The 24,390-nt window shown below is 71.1% G+C and carries 18 protein-coding genes, 2 rRNA genes and 1 pseudogene; 14 read left to right on the top strand and 7 right to left on the bottom strand.

Features of this window, described 5'->3' with window-relative positions; genetic code table 11:
• Positions 1-270 precede the first annotated feature (270 nt).
• From EQG70_RS11540 to EQG70_RS11530, 3 genes are all read left to right on the top strand, one after another.
• A 23S ribosomal RNA gene (locus EQG70_RS11540) occupies positions 271-3,399 on the top strand.
• 194 nt (positions 3,400-3,593) lie between these two features.
• A 5S ribosomal RNA gene (rrf, locus tag EQG70_RS11535) occupies positions 3,594-3,710 on the top strand.
• Positions 3,711-3,948: 238 nt separating this feature from the next.
• The gene (locus EQG70_RS11530) at positions 3,949-4,431 is read left to right on the top strand and encodes a GyrI-like domain-containing protein (RefSeq protein WP_109268728.1); all 483 of its coding nucleotides are present in this window, start codon (positions 3,949-3,951) and stop codon (positions 4,429-4,431) included.
• A 40-nt stretch (positions 4,432-4,471) separates the two neighbouring features.
• Here EQG70_RS11530 and EQG70_RS18335 read toward each other — a convergent pair.
• The 3 genes and pseudogenes from EQG70_RS18335 to EQG70_RS11515 form a co-directional block, all read right to left on the bottom strand.
• Positions 4,472-4,612, bottom strand: a pseudogene (locus EQG70_RS18335) (transcription initiation protein); the annotation flags it as partial.
• 199 nt (positions 4,613-4,811) lie between these two features.
• Entirely contained in the window at positions 4,812-6,050 is a 1,239-nt protein-coding gene (locus EQG70_RS11520; protein ID WP_109223005.1) for a dicarboxylate/amino acid:cation symporter, read from the bottom strand.
• A gap of 83 nt (positions 6,051-6,133) precedes the next feature.
• Entirely contained in the window at positions 6,134-6,940 is an 807-nt protein-coding gene (locus tag EQG70_RS11515; RefSeq protein ID WP_138976471.1) for a hypothetical protein, read from the bottom strand.
• Positions 6,941-6,958: 18 nt separating this feature from the next.
• Here EQG70_RS11515 and EQG70_RS18330 point away from each other — a divergent pair, with 18 nt between their 5' ends.
• The 10 genes from EQG70_RS18330 (at position 6,959) to EQG70_RS11465 (ending at position 17,832) form a co-directional block, all read left to right on the top strand.
• Positions 6,959-8,011: an ICP22 family protein gene (locus EQG70_RS18330; RefSeq protein ID WP_197723073.1), complete on the top strand. Its 1,053-nt coding sequence runs from the start codon at positions 6,959-6,961 to the stop codon at positions 8,009-8,011.
• Positions 8,004-9,008 carry an HAD-IIA family hydrolase gene (locus EQG70_RS11505; protein WP_109268731.1) on the top strand — a complete coding sequence of 335 codons (1,005 nt, stop codon included), beginning with the start codon at positions 8,004-8,006 and terminating at the stop codon, positions 9,006-9,008. Before EQG70_RS18330 ends, EQG70_RS11505 begins: the two co-directional genes overlap by 8 nt.
• Positions 9,005-9,259 carry a hypothetical protein gene (locus EQG70_RS11500; RefSeq protein WP_109244423.1) on the top strand — a complete coding sequence of 85 codons (255 nt, stop codon included), beginning with the start codon at positions 9,005-9,007 and terminating at the stop codon, positions 9,257-9,259. The genes EQG70_RS11505 and EQG70_RS11500 overlap by 4 nt, the downstream gene beginning before the upstream one ends.
• A complete protein-coding gene (locus EQG70_RS11495; protein ID WP_109244424.1) occupies positions 9,256-10,002 on the top strand; it encodes a TlyA family RNA methyltransferase in 747 nt (248 codons plus the stop codon). The genes EQG70_RS11500 and EQG70_RS11495 overlap by 4 nt, the downstream gene beginning before the upstream one ends.
• 123 nt (positions 10,003-10,125) lie before the next feature.
• A complete protein-coding gene (locus EQG70_RS11490; protein WP_081994162.1) occupies positions 10,126-11,187 on the top strand; it encodes an NAD kinase in 1,062 nt (353 codons plus the stop codon).
• Positions 11,184-12,896 carry a DNA repair protein RecN gene (recN, locus tag EQG70_RS11485; protein WP_035924075.1) on the top strand — a complete coding sequence of 571 codons (1,713 nt, stop codon included), beginning with the start codon at positions 11,184-11,186 and terminating at the stop codon, positions 12,894-12,896. The genes EQG70_RS11490 and recN overlap by 4 nt, the downstream gene beginning before the upstream one ends.
• A gap of 54 nt (positions 12,897-12,950) precedes the next feature.
• On the top strand, positions 12,951-14,675 hold the full coding sequence (locus EQG70_RS11480; RefSeq protein ID WP_280115151.1) for a CTP synthase: 1,725 nt from the start codon (positions 12,951-12,953) through the stop codon (positions 14,673-14,675).
• Positions 14,676-14,813: 138 nt separating this feature from the next.
• Positions 14,814-15,467, top strand: a complete 654-nt coding sequence (locus EQG70_RS11475) for an NUDIX domain-containing protein (RefSeq protein WP_109268733.1) — start codon at positions 14,814-14,816, stop codon at positions 15,465-15,467.
• Positions 15,464-16,495 carry a site-specific tyrosine recombinase XerD gene (locus EQG70_RS11470; RefSeq protein ID WP_109268734.1) on the top strand — a complete coding sequence of 344 codons (1,032 nt, stop codon included), beginning with the start codon at positions 15,464-15,466 and terminating at the stop codon, positions 16,493-16,495. The genes EQG70_RS11475 and EQG70_RS11470 overlap by 4 nt, the downstream gene beginning before the upstream one ends.
• 128 nt (positions 16,496-16,623) lie before the next feature.
• On the top strand, positions 16,624-17,832 hold the full coding sequence (locus EQG70_RS11465) for a D-alanyl-D-alanine carboxypeptidase family protein (RefSeq protein ID WP_109268735.1): 1,209 nt from the start codon (positions 16,624-16,626) through the stop codon (positions 17,830-17,832).
• 34 nt (positions 17,833-17,866) lie between these two features.
• Here EQG70_RS11465 and EQG70_RS11460 read toward each other — a convergent pair whose 3' ends face one another.
• The 4 genes from EQG70_RS11460 to EQG70_RS11445 are packed head-to-tail and all read right to left on the bottom strand — an operon-like array spanning position 17,867 to position 22,215.
• Positions 17,867-19,009, bottom strand: a complete 1,143-nt coding sequence (locus tag EQG70_RS11460) for a bifunctional 2-methylcitrate synthase/citrate synthase (protein WP_109223012.1) — start codon at positions 19,007-19,009, stop codon at positions 17,867-17,869.
• Between the two features lie 37 nt (positions 19,010-19,046).
• Positions 19,047-19,955, bottom strand: a complete 909-nt coding sequence (gene prpB, locus EQG70_RS11455) for a methylisocitrate lyase (protein WP_035924072.1) — start codon at positions 19,953-19,955, stop codon at positions 19,047-19,049.
• A gap of 3 nt (positions 19,956-19,958) precedes the next feature.
• A complete protein-coding gene (locus EQG70_RS11450; protein WP_095651629.1) occupies positions 19,959-21,479 on the bottom strand; it encodes an MmgE/PrpD family protein in 1,521 nt (506 codons plus the stop codon).
• 58 nt (positions 21,480-21,537) lie between these two features.
• Positions 21,538-22,215: a GntR family transcriptional regulator gene (locus EQG70_RS11445; RefSeq protein ID WP_017834267.1), complete on the bottom strand. Its 678-nt coding sequence runs from the start codon at positions 22,213-22,215 to the stop codon at positions 21,538-21,540.
• A gap of 219 nt (positions 22,216-22,434) precedes the next feature.
• Here EQG70_RS11445 and EQG70_RS11440 point away from each other — a divergent pair, with 219 nt between their 5' ends.
• Positions 22,435-24,390: an AMP-binding protein gene (locus EQG70_RS11440; RefSeq protein ID WP_109268736.1), complete on the top strand. Its 1,956-nt coding sequence runs from the start codon at positions 22,435-22,437 to the stop codon at positions 24,388-24,390.

The raw sequence follows: 24,390 nt of genomic DNA, 5'->3' as shown, positions 1-24,390 counted from the left end.
TTCCCGGCGTCCTGCCGGTGGTCGTGTCCCTTTCGGGGGCCGCTAACCACCAGTGTGCGGGGTGTGCGGGTTGTTGTTTGAGAACTGTATAGTGGACGCGAGCATCTTAAGAACAGGTGCCGCAGGCAGCCGGACGGCTTCCTCTTCCCGCAAGGGTTGGGGGTGTGTCTGGTGGGTTGTGGTGCCGTGTTCGTGATTGATCGCCGAGATACCGCTGCCGTGCCCCGTTGGGGTGTGGTGGTGGTGGTATCGGTGTGTTCTGTGATCATGTGGCAAGTTTTTAAGGGCGCACGGTGGATGCCTTGGCATCAGGAGCCGATGAAGGACGCGGTAATCTGCGATAAGCCTCGGGGAGCTGATAAACGAGCTGTGATCCGAGGGTCTCCGAATGGGGAAACCCCGCCGCGTGTTATGCGTGGTGACCCGCACCTGAATTCATAGGGTGTGTGGAGGGAACGTGGGGAAGTGAAACATCTCAGTACCCACAGGAAGAGAAAACAACAGTGATTCCGTCAGTAGTGGCGAGCGAACGCGGAAGAGGCCAAACCGATGGTGTGTGATACCCGGCAGGGGTTGCATCATCGGGGTCGTGGGGCGTGTCGTCCTGGGTCTGCCGGCCCGGGCGTGTGAGTGCAGGGCGATAGTCGAACCGGTGTGAGTGCCGGACCGGAGAGGGTGAGAGTCCCGTAGACGAAATCGTTGCTGCCGCACGGTACGCGTACCCAAGTAGCACGGGGCCCGAGAAATCCCGTGTGAATCTGCCAGGACCACCTGGTAAGCCTAAATACTACCTGATGACCGATAGCGGACCAGTACCGTGAGGGAAAGGTGAAAAGTACCCCGGGAGGGGAGTGAAATAGTACCTGAAACCGTGTGCCTACAAACCGTCGGAGCCCTACAAGGTGACGGCGTGCCTTTTGAAGAATGAGCCTGCGAGTTAGTGTTACGTCGCGAGGTTAACCCGTGAGGGGTATCCGTAGCGAAAGCGAGTCTGAATAGGGCGAGTGAGTGGCGTGATCTAGACCCGAAGCGAAGTGATCTACCCATGGCCAGGTTGAAGCGCGTGTAAGAGCGCGTGGAGGACCGAACCCACTTCAGTTGAAAATGGAGGGGATGAGCTGTGGGTAGGGGTGAAAGGCCAATCAAACTTCGTGATAGCTGGTTCTCCCCGAAATGCATTTAGGTGCAGCGTTACGTGTTTCTTGCCGGAGGTAGAGCTACTGGATGGCCGATGGGCCCTACAAGGTTACTGACGTCAGCCAAACTCCGAATGCCGGTAAGTGAGAGCGTAGCAGTGAGACTGTGGGGGATAAGCTTCATAGTCGAGAGGGAAACAGCCCAGACCACCAACTAAGGCCCCTAAGCGTGTGCTAAGTGGGAAAGGATGTGGAGTTGCTTAGACAACCAGGAGGTTGGCTTAGAAGCAGCCACCCTTGAAAGAGTGCGTAATAGCTCACTGGTCAAGTGATTCCGCGCCGACAATGTAGCGGGGCTCAAGTACACCGCCGAAGTTGTGGCATTGCACCAATGATACCCAACCGGTCTTCGGACCGGTTCAGGTGGTGCGATGGGTAGGGGAGCGTCGTGTGGGCAGTGAAGCTGCGGGGTGACCCAGTGGTGGAGCCCACACGAGTGAGAATGCAGGCATGAGTAGCGAATGACGGGTGAGAAACCCGTCCGCCGGATGATCAAGGGTTCCAGGGTCAAGCTAATCTGCCCTGGGTCAGTCGGGACCTAAGGCGAGGCCGACAGGCGTAGTCGATGGACAACGGGTTGATATTCCCGTACCGGCGAAGAACCGCCCCTATCGAACCGGGGACACTAACCACCCGAACCGGGCCATGCGGTGACCATTGGTCGCCGCCGGCACCGGGGAGCGTGGGACCTGAACCGGGGAGGTAAGCGTATTAACAGGTGTGACGCAGGAAGGTAGCCGAGCCGGGCGATGGTAGACCCGGTCTAAGCGTGTAGGGCGATCCGTTGGCAAATCCGCGGATCATTGAGCCTGAGACGTGACGGGACCCCCATTCGTGGGGGGATTCGGTGATCCTATGCTGCCGAGAAAAGCATCGACGCGAGGTTCCAGCCGCCCGTACCCCAAACCGACACAGGTGATCAGGTAGAGAATACTAAGGCGATCGAGAGAATCATGGTTAAGGAACTCGGCAAAATGCCCCCGTAACTTCGGGAGAAGGGGGGCCCCGACCGTGGACACCACTTGCTGGTGCGAGCGGGTAAGGGCCGCAGAGACCAGGGGGAAGCGACTGTTTATCAAAAACACAGGTCCGTGCGAAGTCGCAAGACGATGTATACGGACTGACTCCTGCCCGGTGCTGGAAGGTTAAGAGGACCTGTTAGCCTCACGGCGAAGCGGAGAATTTAAGCCCCAGTAAACGGCGGTGGTAACTATAACCATCCTAAGGTAGCGAAATTCCTTGTCGGGTAAGTTCCGACCTGCACGAATGGAGTAACGACTTCCCCGCTGTCTCAACCATGAACTCGGCGAAATTGCAGTACGAGTAAAGATGCTCGTTACGCGCAGCAGGACGGAAAGACCCCGAGACCTTTACTATAGTTTGGTATTGGTGTTCGGTGTGGCTTGTGTAGGATAGGTGGGAGACGGTGAAGCGGGCACGCCAGTGCACGTGGAGTCAACGTTGAAATACCACTCTGGTCACTCTGGACATCTAACTTCGGCCCGTGATCCGGGTCAGGGACAGTGCCTGATGGGTAGTTTAACTGGGGCGGTTGCCTCCTAAAGAGTAACGGAGGCGCCCAAAGGTTCCCTCAGCCTGGTTGGCAATCAGGTGTCGAGTGTAAGTGCACAAGGGAGCTTGACTGTGAGAGCGACAGCTCGAGCAGGGACGAAAGTCGGGACTAGTGATCCGGCGGTACATTGTGGAATGGCCGTCGCTCAACGGATAAAAGGTACCTCGGGGATAACAGGCTGATCTTGCCCAAGAGTCCATATCGACGGCATGGTTTGGCACCTCGATGTCGGCTCGTCGCATCCTGGGGCTGGAGTTGGTCCCAAGGGTTGGGCTGTTCGCCCATTAAAGCGGTACGCGAGCTGGGTTCAGAACGTCGTGAGACAGTTCGGTCCCTATCCGCTGCGCGCGCAGGAAATTTGAGAAGACCTGTCCTTAGTACGAGAGGACCGGGACGGACGAACCTCTGGTATGGCAGTTGTACCGCCAGGTGCACCGCTGCTTCGCTACGTTCGGAAGAGATAACCGCTGAAAGCATCTAAGCGGGAAGCTCGCTTCGAGATGAGATTTCCAGACACCATTTGGTGTGAGAGGCCCCCAGCTAGACCACTGGGTTGATAGGCCGGAGGTGGAAGCACGAACCAACGACGTGTGCAGCCGACCGGTACTAATAAGCCGACAACTTACACCACACCCCCACCCCCAACACGTGTTGGGAACGAAGGGTGGGGTCACCACAGAACACCGCGTCCACTATACGGCTCCCAACCAACAACCCCCGCGGTTGCCGGTGAAGACCCACAACTGAATACCGCCCACCACGGGCGGACAACCACAGTGACTTACCCACCCCCGCCGGCACCGGCAGGGGTCGGGCACCAGAGTTACGGCGGTCATAGCGTGGGGGAAACGCCCGGTCCCATCCCGAACCCGGAAGCTAAGACCCGCAGCGCCGATGGTACTGCACCCGGAAGGGTGTGGGAGAGTAGGACACCGCCGGACCACACCACCAGGGTCGAGCCCCCGCACCACACGGTGCGGGGGCTCCCCGCATTTAACACCCATCACCCAGCACGAGCTCTACGGGACAGGCCCTCATCCCACGATGAGGGCCTGTGCTCATCCTTGGGCCCCGCTGCCGCCGGCGAGCGAGCCGGACCCGCGATACGGCCGACGCTCCACGGACCGACCGCTGTCCGTCACAGAAGCGCGGGACCGGCCGGCAGCGGATAATGCGGGCATGGATGCGACCGACCATGAGTCCTTCACCCCGAGGGTGATCGAGCAGGACGAGCAGCCCACGGCGGTGGTGACGGGAACGGTGGCCATGGGTGAGCTGCGGGAGTTCTTCGACCGCGCCTTCGGCGAACTGGGACAGGCGATGTCCGACGGGGCGTTCGAGCCGACGGGTCCTCCGATGGCCGTCTACCACGGGGTTCCGGCGGAGACGGTGCACCTGGAGGTGGGTTTCCCGGTGCAGGGGGAGGTCTCCCCGAAGGGCGCAGTGGTGGCGGGCCGGCTGCCCGCCTCTCGCGTGGCGACGTCCGTGCACCGCGGCAACTACGACGACCTCGGGCGATCCTGGCAGCACCTGGCGGAGTGGGCGGGGCAGCAGGGGCTCGCCCTCGGCGACCGCATGTGGGAGGTCTACGTGACCGAGCCGCGGCCGGGGGACGACCCTGCCGACATGGTCACCGAGCTCTACTGGATGCTTCGTCCCTGATGTCCCGCGGGCCGCTCGGCCCACGGCCGGGGAAGGCCCCGTCGATCCCGCCGCCGAAGACGTACACGCCCGCCGCCTTGGCCTCCTCGATGACGGCGTGCGAGGCCTCCACCACCGCCTCGAAATCCTCCTCGGGGACCACCATGGCCTCACTCGGGAACGAGATCAGGTACTTCGTCATGGAAGGGCTCCTCTGCTCCGGCGGCGCCGTCCCTCGGCTCCTCGGCGGGGCACCGCACGGGTGCCCCGCCCGATGATGGCTCCGACGCCGGACCTAGGGTCAAGGCGGAGCTTCGGGAACGATCCGCGGCATCCGGTCGAGGGGAGCCGTCCGAGCGGGCGCTGCGGGGCCCCGCCCCGCAGCGGATGGAGCCGGACGACTACCGAGCGGTGTGTGCGTCCGACAGCGTCAGCTCCGCCGGGTTCTCCTGTGCGGATCCGGTCGCGGTGTGCCGGCCGATGAGCTTGTTCATGACCACGGCGATGGCACCGTCCCCGGTCACGTTCGTCGCGGTGCCGAAGGAGTCGATGGCGATGTACGTGGCGATCATCAGGGCCACCGCGGTCTCGTCGAAGCCGAGCATGCCCTGGAGCAGACCCACGGCGGCCATGATCGCGCCGCCGGGAACGCCCGGGGCGGCGACCATCGTGATCCCCAGCATGAGGATGAAGCCCACGTAGGCCACGTCGTCGACGGGGGTGCCGGTGATGGTCATGACGGCCGTCGAGAACAGCACGATCTTCAGCGTGGACCCGGCGAGGTGGATCGTCGCGCTCAGCGGGATCACGAAGCCTGCCACGGACGGACGGACGCCGTTGGCCTCCGCGCACCTCAGGGTGACCGGGATGGTCGCGGCGGAGGACGACGTGCCCAGCGCTGTGGCGTAGGCCGGCAGCATGTTCTTCAGCAGGGTCGCGGGGTTGCGGCCCACGTAGATCCCCGCGACGACGTACTGGGCGACGAGCAGCACGACGGACAGGGCCAGGGCGACGAGCACCACCTTCGAGAAGGTGGCGACGACCACCAGGATCTGTCCGTTCATGGTGAGCCCCATGAACATCCCGAAGATGTAGAGGGGCAGCAGCGGGATGATGACCAGCTCCACGATGCGCATGATGATCCGGCGCAGGTCGTCCATGCTCCGGTGGAGGGTGTCACCCGGTATGAGGGTGATGCCCACCCCCAGGCAGAAGGCCAGGAGAAGCGCTGTCATGACGCCGAACACGGGTTCCATCTCGAGCGTGAAGAAGCCGGCGAGGGCGCTCTCCTCCGGGTTGGCCAGGGCGTCGACGTCTCGCTCCCCGGCCAGCAGCCACGGGTATCCGGCGCGGGCGACGGCGAAGGCCAGCAGACCGGAGAGGACGGTGGAGGCGTACGCGATGGCGGCGGTCACGCCGAGCCACTTGCCGGCCCCTCTGCCGAGGTCGCCGATGGCCGGGGTGACGAGACCGACGATCAGCAGCGGGACGATGAAGCCGAGGAAAGCGCTGAAGAGGCCGTTGAACGTCAGGAAGACTCGGGCGAGCGGTTCGGGAAAGAACAGACCGCAGGCGACGCCCAGGACGATGCCGAGCAGCACGCGCACCAGGAGGTGGGACGTGAGGGGTTTTTTGGACATGAGCCCATCATCCGACGAGGGAGCGGCCGGGGACGAATCGGGACAGAGGGTCGTCGGACCTGCTTATACAATGGGAACGATCATCATGGCGGACCGTTCTCCGGCCACCGCCGACATCCACGAGAGCCGACCGGCACCGCGTCGGCACAGAGGAGCGGTACGTGTCCGAGTCTTTCCAGCACGGGTCCCGGGACGAGCGTCGGAACGGACATTCCGGCGACCGCCGGTCCGGCGGAGGAGCCGGGCGCGAGGGCGACCGGTCCGGCGCCCAGCCCCGACGCCGTTTCGACGAGGGGCAGCGCGGTCCGGCTCGCGACGGCGAAGCGCGCGGACGCAACTCCCAGGACCGCGGAGCCGCCGACCGGCCCGGCCGCGACCGTCAGGACGACCGTCGTGGCGGGTACGCGCCGCGAGGTGACCGGCGTGATGACCGGCCGGGTGAGCGGGGGTCGCGCCGGGAGGGCGAGGGCTACCGCGGTCGCCGCGACGACCGCCAGGACGAGCGTCGTGGCGGGTACGCGCCGCGAGGTGACCGGCGTGATGACCGGCCGGGTGAGCGGGGGTCGCGCCGGGAGGGCGAGGGCTACCGCGGTCGCCGCGACGACCGGCAGGACGACCGTCGCGGTGGCTACGCCCCGCGAGGCGACCGGCGCGATGACCGGCAGGACGAGCGTCGTGGCGGGTACGCCCCGCGCGGTGACCGGCGTGACGACCGGCCGGGTGAGCGGGGGCCGCGTCGTGAGGGCGAGGGCTACCGCGGTCGCCGCGACGACCGCCAGGACGACCGTCGCGGCGGGTACGCGCCGCGAGGTGAACGACGCGGCGGGTTCCCGGACCGCGACGAGGGCTACCGGGGCCGGCGTGACGACCGGGACGACGTCTCGACCCACCGTCACCGGGCGCCCGAGGTGGACGAGGACATCACGGGTCGTGAGCTCGACAAGCCGACCCGTGCCCAGCTGGGGGCGCTCGAGCCGCGCAACGCCGAGGCCGTCGCCAAGCACCTGGTCATGGCCGGGCGCTACCTGTTCGACGTCCCCGAGCTCGCGCTCGAGCACGCGCTGGCGGCGGGACGGCGCGGCGGCCGCATCGCCGCCGTGCGGGAGGCGACCGGCGTCGCGGCGTACGAGGCGGGTGACTACGCACTGGCGCTCAAGGAGCTGCGCACGTTCCGCCGGATGACCGGAGCCGACATCCACCTGCCCCTGATGGTCGACTGCGAGCGGGCCCTCGGACGCCTGGACAAGGCCGTGGAGCTCGCGACGTCCGAGGCCGTGCAGTCGCTCGAGCCCAGCGAGAAGGTGGAGCTGGCCATCGTGCTGGCCGGCATGCGCCGGGACCAGGGGGACGCCCAGGGTGCGGTGGACGCGCTGACCATTCCGCAGCTGGACAAGAACCGGGGCTTCCCCTACAGCCCCCGGCTGTTCCGCGCCTACGCCGAGGCCCTCCGGGGCGTCGGGAGGGACCGCGAGGCCCTGACCTGGGACCGGCAGGCCGTGGTGGCCGAGGCCGCCCTCGGGACGGGGCAGTTCGCCGAGCCGGAGATCGTCGACTTCGACGACGAGGAGGAGACCGAGCAGGTGCCGGCCGGCGGCGTCGTCCTGGCCGACGCCGAGGACACGGCCCAGGACCCGACCTCGGACCCGGCGGACGCACCGGCCGCAGACGCGGTCGAGGCCTCCGGCGACGATCCGGGCCTCGACCCCGACGGCGGGGCGGACGACGAGAGCGAGGACGTGCTCGACGAGGGCACCGAGGAGGAACCGGACCTGGATCCGGACGACGAGGCGGAGGGCTCGGAGCACGACCTGGACCCGGACGACGACTTCGAGGGCGGCTCCGAGGCCGACCTCGACCCGGACGACGACGAGGATCTCACCGACCTCGACGGCGACGACGCGAGTGACGACGAGCGTGACGAGGCGAGCGACGGCACGGACGGCGGCCCGCGGCGTGGCTGAGCGGCTGCTCGACCGGTACGACGCCGTCCTGAGCGATCTGGACGGCGTCGTCTACGCCGGCCCGCACGCCATCCCCGGCGCACCGGAGGTCCTCCGCCGGATCTCCGAGGACGGCGTGCCCGTGGTGTTCGTGACGAACAACGCCTCGCGCTCCGTCGCGACGGTCGCCGAGCACCTGACGGACCTGGGCGTACCCACGGGCCCGGACGGCGTGGTGAGCGCCGCGCAGGCGGGAGCCGAGCTCCTGGCGCAGCGGGTCCCGGCCGGCACCGCGGTGCTCGTCACCGGTTCCCAGGCCCTGGCCGACGTCGTCGCGGAGGCCGGGCTGGTCCCGGTCCGCGCCCAGTCCGACGAGCCCCGCGCCGTGATCCAGGGCTTCGACCCCGGCCTGGGCTGGGCCGAGCTGGCCGAGGCCGCGTACACGCTGGCCGACCCGGACGTGCTGTGGGTCGCGACCAACACCGACCGCACCATTCCGCAGGCCCGCGGTCTGGCGCCCGGCAACGGCACGCTCGTGGCCGCCGTGGCGGCCACGACGGCGCGGCCGCCGGTCGTGGCCGGCAAGCCGGAGGCCCCCATCTTCCGCACCGCCGCCGAGCGGGCGGGCAGCGCCCGGCCCGTGGTGCTGGGGGACCGGCTGGACACCGACATCCGGGGCGGCAACGCCGCCGGCTTCGCGACGATCGCGGTCCTCACCGGGGTGGACACCGTGCACACGATCCTCGCCGCGTGCACTGCGGAGCGCCCGGACCACGTCGTCGGGAGCCTGCACGCGCTCTTCGAGCCGTACCCCGACGTCGAGGTCTCGTCCTCCGCCGGAGCGCACTCCGCGCGCTGCGGAGCGGCGGAGGCCGAGACCGACGGCACGCGGCTGCGGATCCGCGGCGCCCAGGACGACCTCGACGCCTGGCGGGCCGCGTGCGCGGCCTGGTGGGCGGCGCACCCCGACACCGACGTCCCCGTGGTCCCGGACCCCGAGTGGGAGGCGGGCGAGTGACCGGGGGCGCCGGGGCGCAGCGCCCGGCCGGGGACGACGGCGCAGCCCTGCGCCCGACCGGTCACGCCCGGGTGGACGCCGTGCTGGACCGTGCCGGTGAGCTGGAGGCGCTGCCGGTCGCGGAGCACCCCGGCCGCTACGACGAGCTGCACGCGGCACTCGTCGCCGAGCTCGACGCCGAGCCCGGCACGGTCCCCGCCGGCCTCGTGCCGCGACCCGGCACCGGACAGGAGGAGGCGGCGCACCGGTGAGCTCCCGTCTCGACCAGGAGCTGACCGCGCGGGCGCTGGCCCGCTCCCGCACGGTCGCCGCCCGGTGGATCGGCGAGGGCCGTGTCCTCGTGAACGGCCGCCCCGCGACCAAGCCCTCCGTCCGGGTCGGCCCCGAGGACCTGCTGGAGGTCCGGCCCGCGGACGTCCCGGACTACGTCAGCCGGGCCGGGCACAAGCTCGCCGGAGCGCTCGCGGCCTTCCCGGCCATCGGCGTGGGGGGCAAGCGGTGCCTCGACGCCGGCGCCTCGACGGGCGGGTTCACCGACGTGCTGCTGCGACGGGGCGCCCGGGAGGTGGTCGCCGTGGACGTGGGCCACGACCAGCTCGACCCCTCGCTCCGGGCCGACCCCCGGGTGCGGGTGCTGGAGGGCATGAACGTGCGCTGGATGCGCCCCGAGGACATCGGCGGCCCGGCGGAGCTCACGGTCTGCGACCTGTCCTTCATCTCGCTCACCCTGGTCCTGGAGCCGCTGGCGGCGGCCACGGTGCCGGGCGGTGACCTCGTGCTCATGGTCAAGCCGCAGTTCGAGGTCGGTGCCGAGCGCCTCGCGCGCACGGGGGTGGTCACGAGCGAGCAGGAGCGGGCCCGGGCCGTCGAGGCCGTGGCCGCCGCCGCCCGGGCCCACGGACTGTCGGTCCGGGGCCGGGAGCGCAGCCCGCTGCCGGGCCAGGACGGCAACCACGAGTTCTTCCTGTGGTGCCGCCGGGACCAGCCGTCCTGACTGTCCCCGCCCTCGCGTAGGGTGGTGAGCGGTGCCCGGTCCGCGGGCACGGCGTGCGCCACGGGCCGGTCCCGGTCCTGACGACGCCCGCGCGCACCGAGCAGTCGAGAACGGGAGGACCCGGTGAGCAGAAAGATCCTGGTCATGGCCCACATGGGCCGGCAAGAGGCCAAGGACGCCGCCCGCGACTCCTGTCTCCAGCTGCACGAGGCCGGCCTGGTGCCGGTGATCTCGCGGGCGGACCTCGAGGCGCTCCAGGAGGACGCGGAGCCGCTCGCGCCCGTGGAGGTCATCGAGGAGGACGTCTCCCTGCGGGAGATCGAGCTCGTCATGGTGCTCGGCGGGGACGGGTCCATCCTGCGCGCCGCCGAACTGGTGCGCAGCGTTGACACCCCGCTGCTCGGGGTCAACCTGGGCCACGTGGGCTTCCTCGCCGAGAGCGAGCGCTCCGACCTGCGCGAGTCCGTGGAGGCCATCGTGGACGGGCGCTACACGGTGGAGCAGCGCATGACGATCGACGTCACCGTGTGGCAGGGCGAGAAGAAGGTCCTGCACACCTGGGCGCTGAACGAGGCCTCGGTGGAGAAGGGCGACCGCGAGAAGATGGTCGAGGTGGTCATCGAGGTGGACCGCCGGCCGCTGAGCACCTTCGGGTGCGACGGTGTGGTCCTCGCCACCCCGACCGGATCCACCGCCTACGCGTTCTCCGCAGGCGGGCCCGTGGTGTGGCCAGAGGTCGAGGCGCTGCTCATGGTGCCCCTCAGCGCCCACGCCCTGTTCTCCCGGCCCCTGGTCATCTCCCCGAACTCCATGATGGCCGTCGAGGTCCTCACCCGCACCGACGCCCGCGGCGTGCTGTGGTGCGACGGCCGCCGGACCACCGAGCTGCCGCCGGGCTCCCGGATCGAGGTGGTGCGCTCCCCGAAGGCGGTCAATCTCGCGCGGATGCACCTCACCCCCTTCTCGGAGCGGCTCGTGCGGAAGTTCGAGCTGCCCACGAGCGGCTGGCGGGGGCCGGTGCCCCCGCACGAGGCGGCCGCGGCGCGGACCACGGCCCTGCCCGTCGTCCGCGGCGACGAGGCGCAGGAGCAGCAGAAGTCCACCGTCGGGCACGAGATGCCGCACGAGCCGGACGCCCCGGCGCCCACCGCACCCGCGACGAGTCCGGGGAGGCCGGCTGAATGATCGAGGAGATCCGCATCCACGACCTCGGGGTCATCACCGACGCCGTGCTGCCCCTCGGCCCGGGGCTGAGCATCCTCTCCGGTGAGACCGGCGCGGGCAAGACCATGGTGGTGACCGCCCTCGGGATGCTGCTGGGCAACCGCTCCGACGCCGGCGCCGTGCGCTCCGGGGCGCCCAAGGCCGTCGCCGAGGCCGTCGTGCGGGTGCCGGCCGGCCATCCCGCCGCGGTCCTCGTCGAGGACGCCGGCGGCGCGGTCGACGTCGAGGCCGTCGGGGACGCCGAGGAGGCCCTCGTCACCGTCGCGCGGACGGTGACCGCGGAGGGGCGCAGCCGCGCCCACGTCGGTGGCCGCTCCGCTCCCGTGGGCACCCTCTCCGCGGTGGGCCAGACCCTGGTGGCGGTGCACGGCCAGTCCGACCAGCTGCGGCTGAGGTCCCCGGCCGCCCAGCGCCACGCCCTGGACCAGTACGCGGGGGAGGAGCTGGCCGCCGAGCTGCGCCGCTACCGGGAGCGCCTCGCCGAGTACCGCTCCGTGCAGCAGACCCTGCGCGAGGTCACCGAGCACGGCCGCGAACGCGCCCTCGAGGCGCAGAGCCTGCAGGGCGCCCTCGAGGAGATCGACGCCGTGGACCCCCAGCCCGGCGAGGACGAGCGCCTCGACCAGGAGAGCCAGAAGCTGACCAACCTCGAGCAGCTGCGCGCCGCCGCCCTCACGGCCCACGCCGCTCTGAGCGGCGGGGAGTTCGCCGACGCCGACACCCCGGACGCGACCGCCCTCGTGGCGGCGGCGCACCGGGCCCTGGAGCAGGAGGCCGGCTCCGACCGTGATCTCGAGGAGCTGTCGGGGCGGGTCGCCGAGCTGGCCGTGCTCGTCAACGACATCGCCGCGGACCTCTCGGGCTACGCCTCGGGGCTCGACGACGAGGGCCCCGCCCGCCTGGCCGAGGTGGAGTCCCGGCGGGCCAAGCTCAAGTCCCTGACCCGCAAGTACGGCGCCACCGTGGACGAGGTCCTCGACTGGGCGGGGCGCTCGCGGGCGCGCCTCGACGAGCTGACGGACGACCCCGCGCGGGAGCAGGAGCTCCGGGCGCGGCTCGAGCAGCTGCACGCCGAGCTGAGCGAGCTGGCCGCGCGGATGACCGAACGGCGCCGGGACGCCGCCCACCGGCTCTCCGGTGCCGTCAGCTCCGAGCTCACGGCACTGGCCATGCCCAACGCCTCCCTCGTCATCGAGGTCGAGCCCACCGAGGAGTTCTCCGGCCACGGGAGGGACGAGATCTCGTTCCTCCTCAGACCGCACGCCGCCGCCGCGCCCCGGCCCCTCGGCAAGGGCGCCTCCGGCGGTGAGCTGTCCCGCCTCATGCTCGCCATCGAGGTGGTCCTCGCCGCCGTGGACCCCGTGCCCACCTTCGTCTTCGACGAGGTGGACTCGGGGGTGGGCGGCAAGGCCGCCGTGGAGATCGGCCGCCGGCTGAAGATGCTCGCCCAGCACGTCCAGGTCCTCGTGGTGACGCACCTGCCGCAGGTCGCGGCGTTCGCCGACCAGCACATCCTCGTCACCAAGAGCACGGACGCCACGGTCAGCGACGTGCGCGTGCTCGACGCGGAGGAGCGCGTGGTGGAGCTCGCCCGCATGCTCGCCGGCCACGAGGACTCCGCGGCGGCCCGTGAGCACGCCCGGGAGCTCGTCCGCGGCGCGGTGCTCTGAGGTGCCGCCGCCCGGTGATCCCCAGCACGCAACCGACGTCCTGAGCGGACAAGAATGATAGGGTCGAATTCCGTGGTGAATGCAAACGAAGCCGCCCACGAGGCCGGCGCACAGCAGACCGAAAACCAGCGACCGGGCAAGGTGACCCGCCAGATCTTCGTGACGGGCGGCGTGGCCTCCTCCCTCGGCAAGGGCCTGACGGCCTCGTCCCTCGGGATGCTGCTGCGGGCGCGCGGGCTCTCCGTGACGATGCAGAAGCTGGATCCGTACCTCAACGTCGATCCGGGCACCATGAACCCCTTCCAGCACGGCGAGGTCTTCGTGACCGACGACGGGGCGGAGACCGACCTCGACATCGGCCACTACGAGCGGTTCCTCGACGAGAACCTCGACGCCTCGGCGAACGTGACCACCGGACAGGTGTACTCCACGGTCATCGCCAAGGAGCGCCGCGGCGAGTACCTCGGGGACACCGTCCAGGTCATCCCCCACATCACCGACGAGCTGAAGAACCGCATGCGCCGCCGCGCGCAGGGCGACGACCAGCCGGACATCATCATCACCGAGATCGGCGGCACGGTCGGCGACATCGAGTCCCAGCCGTTCCTCGAGGCCGCGCGGCAGGTCCGCCAGGACGTCGGACGCCGCAACGTGTTCTACCTGCACGTCTCCCTGATCCCGTACATCGGTCCCTCGGGCGAGCTGAAGACCAAGCCGACCCAGCACTCCGTGGCGGCGCTGCGCGGGCTCGGCATCCAGCCGGACGCGCTGGTGCTGCGCTCCGACCGGCAGGTGCCGGACACGATGCTGCGCAAGATCGGCAACGCCTGCGACGTCGACCACGACGCCGTGATCTCCTGCCCCGACGCCCCGAGCATCTACGACATCCCCCGGACCCTGCACACCCAGGGGCTCGACACCTACATCCTCGACTACCTGGGGCTGGACTACCGGGACGCGGACCTGGCGCAGTGGGAGCGGCTGCTCAAGGCCGTGCACGAGCCCTCCCACTTCGTCACGGTGGCCATGGTCGGCAAGTACATCGACCTGCCGGACGCCTACCTGTCGGTCTCCGAGGCCCTGCGGGCCGGCGGCTTCGCCAACGACGCCCGCGTGAAGATCAAGTGGGTGGCCTCGGACCTGTGCGAGACGCCGGAGGGCGCCCAGCGCGAGCTCGGCGACGTCGACGCGATCTGCGTCCCCGGGGGCTTCGGCATCCGCGGCATCGAGGGCAAGCTCGGCACCCTGCGCTTCGCCCGGGAGCACCGCATCCCGACCCTCGGGCTGTGCCTGGGCCTGCAGTGCATGGTCATCGAGTTCGCCCGCTCGGAGCTCGGCCTGGCCGGGGCCTCCTCGACCGAGTTCGAGCCGGAGACCGCCCACCCGGTCGTGGCGACCATGGACGAGCAGAAGCAGTTCGTCGAGGGTGCCGGTGACCTGGGCGGCACCATGCGGCTCGGCCTCTACGACGCGCAGCTGCGGCCCGGGTCCGTCGTGGCCGGCGCCTACGGCTCCACCGAGGTCAAGGAGCGCCACCGTCACCGCTACGAGGTCAACAACGAGTACCGCGAGCGCCTCGAGGAGGCGGGGCTCGTGATCTCCGGGACCTCTCCGGGCGGCACCCTCGTGGAGTTCGTGGAGCTGCCCGCCGACGTCCACCCGTACTACGTGGGCACCCAGGCGCACCCCGAGCTCATGTCCCGCCCGACCCGCCCGCACCCGCTGTTCGACGGGCTCGTCAAGGCGGCCCTCGAGCGCCGTCAGGCCGAGGGCCGCTGAGCCCCCGCCCGTCACCGCACGGGCGTCCCGGTGCAGGCGCCGGTCCTCGCGAGGACCGGCGCCTGCACCGTCTCCCCACCCGCACCCCGCCCGCCGCTCCCGTCGCCCCGCGACGGCGGCCGCTCCGAAAGGGACCCCATGGACATCCGCCACCTCGCACCCGAGGAGCTCTCCGACCAGCTCAGCGTCCGCCGCACGGTGGCCTCCGAGACGGTCTACGAGGGCTTCATCTGGGACGTCCGGCGCGACGAGTTCGAGCTCGCCCGGGGGGAGGACCCGCTGCGGCGCGACTACATCACCCACCCCGGCGCGGTGTCCGTGCTCGTGCTCAACGACCGCGACGAGGTGTTCCTGATCAACCAGTACCGCCGGCCGGTCGGGATGACCATGTGGGAGATCCCCGCCGGCCTGCTCGACGTCGAGGGGGAGGACCCCGCCGTGGCGGCCCAGCGGGAGCTCGCGGAGGAGGCCGACCTGCGGGCCGAGCGCTGGGACGTGCTCGTGGACTTCCACAACAGCCCCGGTTCCTCCTCGGAGGCCAACCGGATCTTCCTGGCCCGTGGTCTCAGCGACGTCCCCGACCACGAGCTCCACGAGCGGGACGGCGAGGAGGCGGAGATCCACGGGGCGTGGGTCCCGCTCGACGGAGCGGTGCGGGCGGTGCTGGAGGGCCGGCTGAACTCGCCCGCCGCGGTGATCGGGGTCCTTGCCGCCCACGCCGCCCGGGCGGAGGGCTACCGGTCCCTGCGCCCGGCCGACGCCCCGTGGCCCGGTCACCCCGACCTCCGGTGACCGGCCTCCCCACCGGCGGGACGTCCGGGACCTCGCCCGGCGCCCCGTCCGGTGACCACCCCGGCGACGCGCTCGACCGCGCCCTGGAGCGCTATCTGCAGCACCTGGCCGTCGAACGGGGGCTGGCCGCCAACACGCTGGCCGCCTACCGCCGGGACCTGCGCCGCTACGCCGAGCACCTCCGCGAGCGGACGGACCCGCCCGTGACCACCCCGGAGGGCATCACCACCGGTCACGTGCGCGACTTCCTCCGGGACCTGTCCGCCGGGTCGCAGGACAGCGCGCCCCTGAGCACCCGCAGCGCCGCCCGCACCCTCGTCGCGGTCCGGGGCGCCCACCGGTTCTGGGTCCTCGAGGGGATGACGCGCACGGACCCCGCGGCCCCCGTCCAGCCGCCCACGCCCGGGATGCGCCTGCCCAAGGCCGTCCCGGTCGAGCAGGTCACCGCGCTGCTCGAGTCGACCGGCACCGACACCCCCCAGCAGCTGCGCGACCGGGCGCTGCTGGAGCTGCTCTACTCGACGGGCGCCCGGATCTCGGAGGCGACCGGCCTCGACGTCGACGACCTCTCCCGGGCCGTGCGCCGCAGCGGGGAACCGGAGGAGAGCGGAGCGGGGATGCCCTTCGTGCGGCTGTTCGGCAAGGGCGGCAAGGAACGGATGGTGCCGCTCGGCTCCTGGGCCGTGCGCGCCGTGGACGAGTGGCTCGTGCGGGGCCGGCCCGCGCTCGCCGCCCGGGGACGAGGCACCCCCGCGCTGTTCCTCAACGCCCGGGGCGAGCGGATCAGCCGCCAGACGGCGTGGACCACGGTGAAGAGCGCGGCGGAGCGGGTGGGCCTGGGCGACCGGATCACCCCGCACACGCTGCGCCACTCCTTCGCGACCCACCTCCTCGAGGGCGGCGCCGACCTGCGGGTCGTCCAGGAGCTGCTCGGCCACGCGTCGGTCAGCACCACCCAGGTCTACACCCTGGTGACCGTCGACTCCCTGCGCGAGGTCTACGCCGCAGCCCACCCCCGCGCCCGGTAGCCGGGGCGGGTCACCGGCAGCGCGTCCCGGCGGGGTCACACACGCGCCGGTGCTTTCGGGAAGGCCCGCCGGCGGCCTAGCCTGGACGCACGCCCGAGCGCTCCGCTCGGCGGACGGACGGGGACGTCATGCGCGAGACCACGCGGCACAGCACACGGCAGACCACGCAGCCCAGCACGCGGAGGACCGGGCGGACGGGCCGGACGCTGCTCGTCCTGCTGTTCGCCCTGGGACTGGCCCTCCCGGGACTGATCCTCCCCGGCCTGGTCACCCCGGCGTTCGGGGCCACGGCGATCCAGGCCGAGCACCAGCGGCTCGGGGGAGCGGACGGCCGGCTCGGCCGGGCCCTGGGGGCCGAGCGGTGCGGGCTCGTCCGGGGCGGCTGCTACCAGAAGTTCGAGCGCGGGACCATCCACTGGTCCCCGCGGACCGGGGCCCGTCCCACGTGGGGTGCGATCCGTGCGGCGTGGGCCGCGCAGGACCACGAGCGGGGGCCGCTGGGCTACCCCGTGGGCCGTGAGGTGTGCGGACTGCGCGACGCCGGCTGCCACCAGGCCTTCGAGGGCGGGGTCGTGGTGTGGTCGCGGCCGAGCGGGGCGCATCCCACCGGCGGCGGCATCCGGGCGGCCTGGCTGCGCCACGGCGCGGAGCACGGCGCCCTGGGGTATCCGGTCTCGGCGGAGTCCTGCACGGGCGGCGGCTGCCGTCAGACCTTCCAGCGCGGGTCCGTCAGCTGGGCCCGCGGCGCCGGAACCCGGGTGGTCCGGGAGATCGACCGTGCCGCGTCGGTGTACGTCGTCGTCAACAAGCGCCGCCCCCTCGACCCGGCCGACCACGTGCCGCGCCCCCTCGAGTCCGTGGGCGGGCAGCTCCTGCGGGCGGACGCCGCCGCGGCGTTCCGGCGGATGCAGCGGGCCGCGGCGGCGGACGGGGCGCCCCTGACCGCGGTCAGCGGCTACCGCTCCTACGCCACGCAGGCCGGCCTCTACCGCGACTACGTGGCGCGCTACGGGCAGGCGCAGGCGGACCTGATCTCGGCGAGGCCGGGTCACAGCGAGCACCAGACCGGGCTGGTCATGGACATCGGCGACCCGAGCGGGGAGTGCGGTCTGCAGAGCTGCTTCGAGGGGACCCCGGCCGGGGCGTGGGCGCGCGAGCACGCCCACGAGCACGGCTTCGTCGTGCGGTATCCCCGCGGCCGGACCGCGACCACGGGCTACGCCTACGAGCCGTGGCACCTGCGCTACGTCGGCGTGCACGTGGCCTCCGGCATGGTCGACCAGGACATCCCCACGCTCGAGCACTACATGGGGCTGCCCGCGGCGCCCACCTACTGAGCCCGCCGCGTCCCGCCCCCGCCCGCCCGGCGCGCTACAGGTGCCGCTCGTCCGGGCCGTTGTACTCGGACAGCGGGCGGATCAGGGAGTTGGCGGCCACCTGCTCCATGACGTGCGCGGTCCAGCCGGTGATCCGGGCGGCCACGAACAGCGGGGTGAACGTGGGGATGTCGAAGCCCATGAGCCAGTAGGTGGGACCGGCGGGGTAGTCGAGGTTGGGCTTGATGCCCTTCGCCTGGTCCATGGACCGCTCGAGCCCGTTGTACAGGCCCAGCAGCTCGCCCCGGCCGTAGTGGGCGACCATCGTGTCCAGGGCCGCCTTCATGGTGGGCACCCGCGAGTCACCGTGCTTGTACACGCGGTGGCCGAAGCCCATGACCTTCTTCTTCGCCGCCAGGGCCTCGTCCATCCAGGCCTTGGCGCGGGTCTCGGCCTCGGCCTCGGTCTCCTCCTTGCGGATGCCCAGTTCCACGAACGTCTCCATGACGGCCTCGTTGGCCCCGCCGTGCAGCGGGCCCTTGAGCGCGCCGATGGCGGCCGTGACCGCCGAGTGCAGGTCCGACAGGGTCGAGGTCACCACCCGGGCCGTGAACGTCGAGGCGTTGAAGGAGTGCTCGGCGTAGAGGATCATCGACACGTTGAACGCCTCGACGACCTGGGGGTCGGCCTCCTCGCCGAAGGCCATCCACAGGAAGTTCGCCGAGTAGTCGAGGTCGTCGCGCGGGGCCACCACGTCCTGGCCGCGGCGTCGGCGCTGGTCGTAGCAGACGACGGCGGGCATCGCCGCGAACAGCTTCTGCGCCTTGGCCAGGTTCGCCGCGGGGGAGGAGTCCTCGGCCTGCGGGTCCTGGGCGCCCAGGACGGAGGCCGCGGTGCGGCACACGTCCATGGGGTGGCAGGTGGTCGGCAGGGCGTCGATGATCGCCTTGAGCTCGGGCGTCAGCGCCCGGTGCTCCCGCTCCCGGGCCCGGAACTCCGCCAGCTCCTCGTCCGTGGGCAGCTCCCCGTTCCACAGCAGCAGGGCGACCTGCTCGAAGGAGCAGTTCGCCGCGAGCTCCTGGACGGGATAGCCGCGGTAGAGCAGGGAGTTGGTGTCCGGGTTGACCTTGGAGATGGCCGTGTAGTCGGCGACGACGCCGGCCAGTCCCTTGTGGACCTCGCTCTGGGTCTCGGTCATGGTGGTCTCCTTCACGTGGTCGGTGCGGTGGGTGCGGTCAGTGGTGCAGCCCGGGGACCTCGAAGTCGAAGACCCCGGAGTCGAACTGGTTGTACCCGTTGTAGTCCACCAGTTCGTAGAGCCGGGCGCGAGTGAGCATCTCCGGCACGGCCGCCTCCTGGGTGCCGTCGGTGCGGAGGGTGTCCAGCACGCGCTCCATGGCGCCCAGGGCGGCGCGCATCAGGGTCACCGGGTAGATGATCATGTTCACCCCGGCGTCCTGGAGCTGGTCGGCGGTGAACAGCTGCGACTTCCCGAACTCGGTCATGTTCGCCAGGATCGGCACGTCCACCGCGGCCCGCATCGCCTCGAACTCGGACAGGTCGGCCATGGCCTCGGGGAAGATCGCGTCCGCCCCGGCGTCCACCAGGGCCTTCGCCCGGTCGGTGGCGGCGTCCAGGCCCTCGACGCCGCGGATGTCGGTGCGGGCCATGATCAGGAAGTTCGGGTCCCGGCGGGCCTCGGCGGCGGCCCGGATCCGCTTGACGGCGGTGGCCAGGTCCACGACGTTCTTGCCGTCCAGGTGGCCGCAGCGCTTGGGGTTGAACTGGTCCTCGATGTGGCACCCGGCCAGGCCGGCGTTCTCGAGCTCCTGGACGGTGCGGGCCACGTTCATGGGCTCGCCGAAGCCGGTGTCGGCGTCGACGAGGCACGGCAGGTCGGTCACCCGGGCGATCTGCCCGGCCCGGGCGGCCACCTCGGGCAGGGCGGTGAGCCCGATGTCGGGGAAGCCGAGCTCGTTGGCGAGTACGGCCCCGGAGATGTAGACGCCGTCGAAGCCCTGCTCCTGGATGAGCTTCGTGGACAGCGGGGTGTAGGCGCCGGGGAAGCGGACGGTGGACGGGCCGGCCAGCATCTCGCGCAGGGCGATCCGCTTGGCCTCGGGGGTGGTGGTGGAGAACAGCATGGCTTAGAAGATTCCCTTCGTGCCGGTGCGCAGGGGATGCGAGGCGGTGACGTTGAGGGCGTCGAGCTCGCCGGCGCCCAGGGCCGGGAGGTTCTCGGCGGCGGCGATGAACCGGTCCAGCTCGTCGTCGGCGACGATCCCGGCGGCCAGCGTCCGCAGCTTGGTGACGTACTGCTCGCGGGCGAACGGGCGGGCGCCCAGCGGGTGGGCGTCGGCCACGGCGATCTCGTCGGTGATCACGGTGCCGTCGGTGAGGGTGATCTCCACCGACCCGCCGAAGGCCTTCTCGCTGATGTCCAGGGAGTGGTAGCGGCGGGTCCACTCGGGGTCCTCGGCGGTGGTCACCTTCTGCCACAGCTCGACGGTGTCCGGGCGTCCGGCGCGCTCCGGGGCGTAGGAGTCCACGTGGTGCCAGGTGCCGTCCTGCAGGGCCACGGTGAAGATGTAGGGGATCGAGTGGTCGAGGGTCTCCCGCGATGCGGTGGGGTCGTACTTCTGCGGGTCGTTGGCCCCGGAGCCGATGACGTAGTGGGTGTGGTGGCTGGTGCGGATCACCACCGAGGTCACGTTGTCGGGGTCCTTTGCCTCGGGGTGCTCGCGGTGCAGCTTGCGGGCCAGGTCGATCCAGGCCTGCGCCTGGTACTCCGCCGAGTGCTCCTTGGTGTAGGTGTCCAGGATCGCGGCCTTGGCCTCGCCCGGGGCCGGCAGCGGGACCTCGTAGGCCGCACCCGGGCCGTCCAGCAGCCAGGCGATGACCCCGTCCTCGCCCTCGTAGATGGGGGTGGGGGAGGTCTGCCCGCGCATGGCGCGGTCCACGGCCTCCACGGCCATCTTCCCGGCGAAGGCCGGGGCGTGGGCCTTCCAGGTGGAGATCTCGCCCTTGCGGGACTGGCGGGTGGCGGTGGTGGTGTGCAGGCCCTGGCCGATGGCGTGGAAGACCGTCTCCACGGGCAGGCCGAGCAGGGTGCCGATCCCGGCGGCCGCGGAGGGGCCGAGGTGGGCGACGTGGTCGATCTTGTGGGCGTGCAGGCAGATCGCCTTCACGAGGTCCACCTGCAGCTCGTAGCCGGTGGCAATGCCGCGGACCAGGTCGTGGCCGGTGGCCCCCACGTGCTGGGCCACGGCCAGGATCGGGGGGATGTTGTCGCCGGGGTGGGAGTACTCGGCGGCCAGGAACGTGTCGTGGTAGTCGAGCTCGCGCACGGCCACGCCGTTGGCCCACGCCGCCCACTCGGGGGAGACCTTGCGGGTGGCGGTGTCCACGCCGTAGAGGCCCGAGCCCGTGCCGCCCGGGGTGGGCGCGTGGGCCAGGGCCTGGTCCCGGGCGGAGACGATCGGGTCGCGGTTGAGGGAGGCGATCGCGACCGAGGCGTTGTCCAGGACCCGGTTGATCACCATCTCCGTCACCTCTGGGGTGACCTCGACCGGGTCGGCGGCGACCTCGGCCATCTTCCAGGCCAGCTGCTCCTCGCGGGGCAGGTTGTCCTTGGACGGGTGGACGCGCACGGAATGGAGAACGGTCATGGGAGTTCCTCTCGTGGGGACGGACGACCGCCGGCGGCGGTCGAAGGGGTGTCCGCGCTCAGCCGGCGGCCTCGAGCGGGGGAGCGGGCTGGACCCACTCCCGGACAGGGGTGGTCAGGACGGCCTGCAGCGAGTTGGCCAGGTGCACACGGGTCGCCGCCTCGGCGAGCTCCTCGGAGCCCTCCGCGACGGCGCGGGCGATCTGGGCGTGCTCGGCGGCGGCGCGCGCGAGCCGGTCGGGGTTGGTGCGGGAGAGCTTGCGCACCCGGGCCAGGTGCAGGCGCAGGGAGCGCTGGGCCGCGGTGAGGTACGGATTGGCCGTGGCCTCGTCGATGGCGCGGTCCATGCGCTCCACGAGGTCGTAGTACCCGGCCCGGTCCGTGCCCGGCCCGTGGAGCTGGGCCACGACCGCCTCGAGCTCGGCGGCCAGCTCCTGGAACGCGACGGGGTCGCGGCGCCGGGCGGCCAGCCGGGCCGCCCGGCAGTCGAGGGCCTCCCGCAGCTCGAACAGGGCGCGGACGTCCTCGAGGGAGACCTGGGAGACCACGACGCCGCGGCCCCGGTGCGCCTCCGCGAGACCGTCGGCGGTGAGCCGGCTGAGGGCCTCGCGGATCGGCGTGCGCGAGATGCCGAAGCGCTCCGACTGCTCGACCTCGCCGAGCACCTGGCCCGGGAGCAGCCGCCATTCGACGATGTCCTCGCGCAGGGCCTCGTAGGCGCGGTCGCTGGCTCGCACGGCTCCCTCCTCGCTCTTGTCGCCCGCGACGGGGAGTGCGCCGCGGACTCTGGGTGACAGGCATCACAATGCACGAGCATTGTATACACAGTTCGGTGCAGTTGACGAGGGATTTGGTCCGGATCGGCTCGATCGTGCATCTGTGTATACAGAGGTCTTGTCGTGTGTGACCTGCACCACTAGGGTGTCCGGCAGGACCGCAACCCCTGGGAGGGACCCATGAGCACCGACCACCGAACACCGCCGCCGGCCGAGGGCTACGCGGAGGTCTACCGCCGCAGCGTGCAGGACCCGGAGGAGTTCTGGCTCGACGCCGCCCGCGCCGTGGACTGGGTGCGCGAGCCCACCACCGCCCTCGACGACACCGCAGCCCCGCTCTACCGCTGGTTCCCCGACGGCGAGCTCAACACCTCCTACAACGCCCTCGACCGGCACGTGGAGGCCGGTCACGGCGAGCGCACCGCGCTCGTCTACGACTCCGCGGTGCTGGGGGTCCAGGAGCGGTTCAGCTACGCGCGCCTGCGGGACGACGTCGCCCTGTTCGCCGGGGCGCTCGCCGCCCGGGGGGTGGGCAAGGGCGACCGGGTGCTCGTCTACCTCCCGATGATCCCGCAGGCCGTCGTGGCAATGCTCGCCTGCGCCCGGCTGGGCGCGGTGCACTCGGTGGTCTTCGGCGGGTTCGCCCCGAAGGAGCTCGCCTCCCGCATCGACGACTCCCGGCCGGTCGTGGTGGTGACCACGACCGGCGGGGTGGAGCCGAGGCGGCGGATCGAGTACATCCCGGCCATCGAGGAGGCCCTGCGGCTCGCCGAGCACGCCCCCGGGACGGTGCTGGTGCACGAGCGCCCGGGGTTCGAGACGACGCTCGAGGACGCCCGGGGCCGGGCCGGGGCCGGCGGGCAGCCGGCCGTCGAGTGGCTCGACTGGGCGGAGGCCGTCGAGGGCGCCGAGCCCGCGGCGCCCGTCCCGGTCGCGGCCACCGACCCGCTCTACGTCCTGTACACCTCCGGGACCACCGGGACCCCCAAGGGCGTGGTCCGCGACAACGGCGGGCACGCCGTGGCCCTGACGTGGTCCATGCGCCACATCTACGACGTCGGCCCCGGCGAGGTGATGTGGACCGCGTCCGACGTCGGCTGGGTGGTGGGCCACTCCTACATCGTCTACGGCCCGCTCCTGGCCGGCGCCACGACCGTGCTCTACGAGGGCAAGCCCGTGGGCACCCCGGACGCCGGGGCGTTCTGGCAGCGCGTCGAGGACCACGGCGTCAAGGTGCTGTTCACGGCGCCCACGGCCCTGCGGGCCATCCGCCGGGCGGATCCCGAGGGCGAGCTGGTGCGCCGGCACGACATCGGCTCCCTGCGGGCCCTGTTCGTGGCGGGGGAGCGGCTCGACCCGGAGACGTACCACTGGGCCGCCCGGGTGCTGGGCGTCCCGGTCGTCGACCACTGGTGGCAGACGGAGACGGGGTGGGCCATCTGCGCCAACCCCTTCGGGATCGAGCGGCTGCCCCTGAAGGCCGGCTCGCCGTCCGTGCCGGTGCCGGGCTACCGGGTGGAGATCCTGGACCCGCTGGGCCGGCCGGTGGAGACCGGCGAGGAGGGCAACATCGCCCTGCGCCTCCCGCTGCCGCCGGGCACGCTCCCCACGCTGTGGGGCGACGACCAGCGGTTCGTGGACTCCTACCTCAGCGCGTTCCCCGGCTACTACGCCACGGGCGACTCCGGCCACGTGGACGAGGACGGCTACGTCTACGTCATGGGGCGCACCGACGACGTCATCAACGTCTCCGGGCACCGCCTGTCCACCGGGGCCATGGAGCAGGTCCTCGCCTCCCACCCGGCGGTGGCCGAGTGCGCCGTGATCGGGGTGGGGGACCCGCTGAAGGGCCAGCGGCCGTCCGGGTACGTGGTGCTCAAGACCGGTGCCGACGTCCCGCCGGAGCAGCTCCGGGAGGAGCTCGTGGCGCTCGTGCGCCGGCAGATCGGGGCGGTGGCGGACTTCAAGGACGTGGCCGTGGTGGAGGGGCTCCCCAAGACCCGCTCGGGGAAGATCCTGCGCAAGACCATGCGGCAGATGGCCGACGGCGAGGACTACACCGTGCCCTCGACGATCGAGGACGCCTCCGTGCTGGAGGCCCTCGAGGGCGTGCTGCGCCCGCCGAGCGGTTCGTGA

It is taken from the genome of Kocuria rosea (genome assembly GCF_006094695.1).
Lineage (GTDB): Bacteria > Actinomycetota > Actinomycetes > Actinomycetales > Micrococcaceae > Kocuria > Kocuria rosea.
Note: the sequence above shows the minus strand (reverse complement) of the source record. Positions and strands in the feature narration are given on the sequence as shown.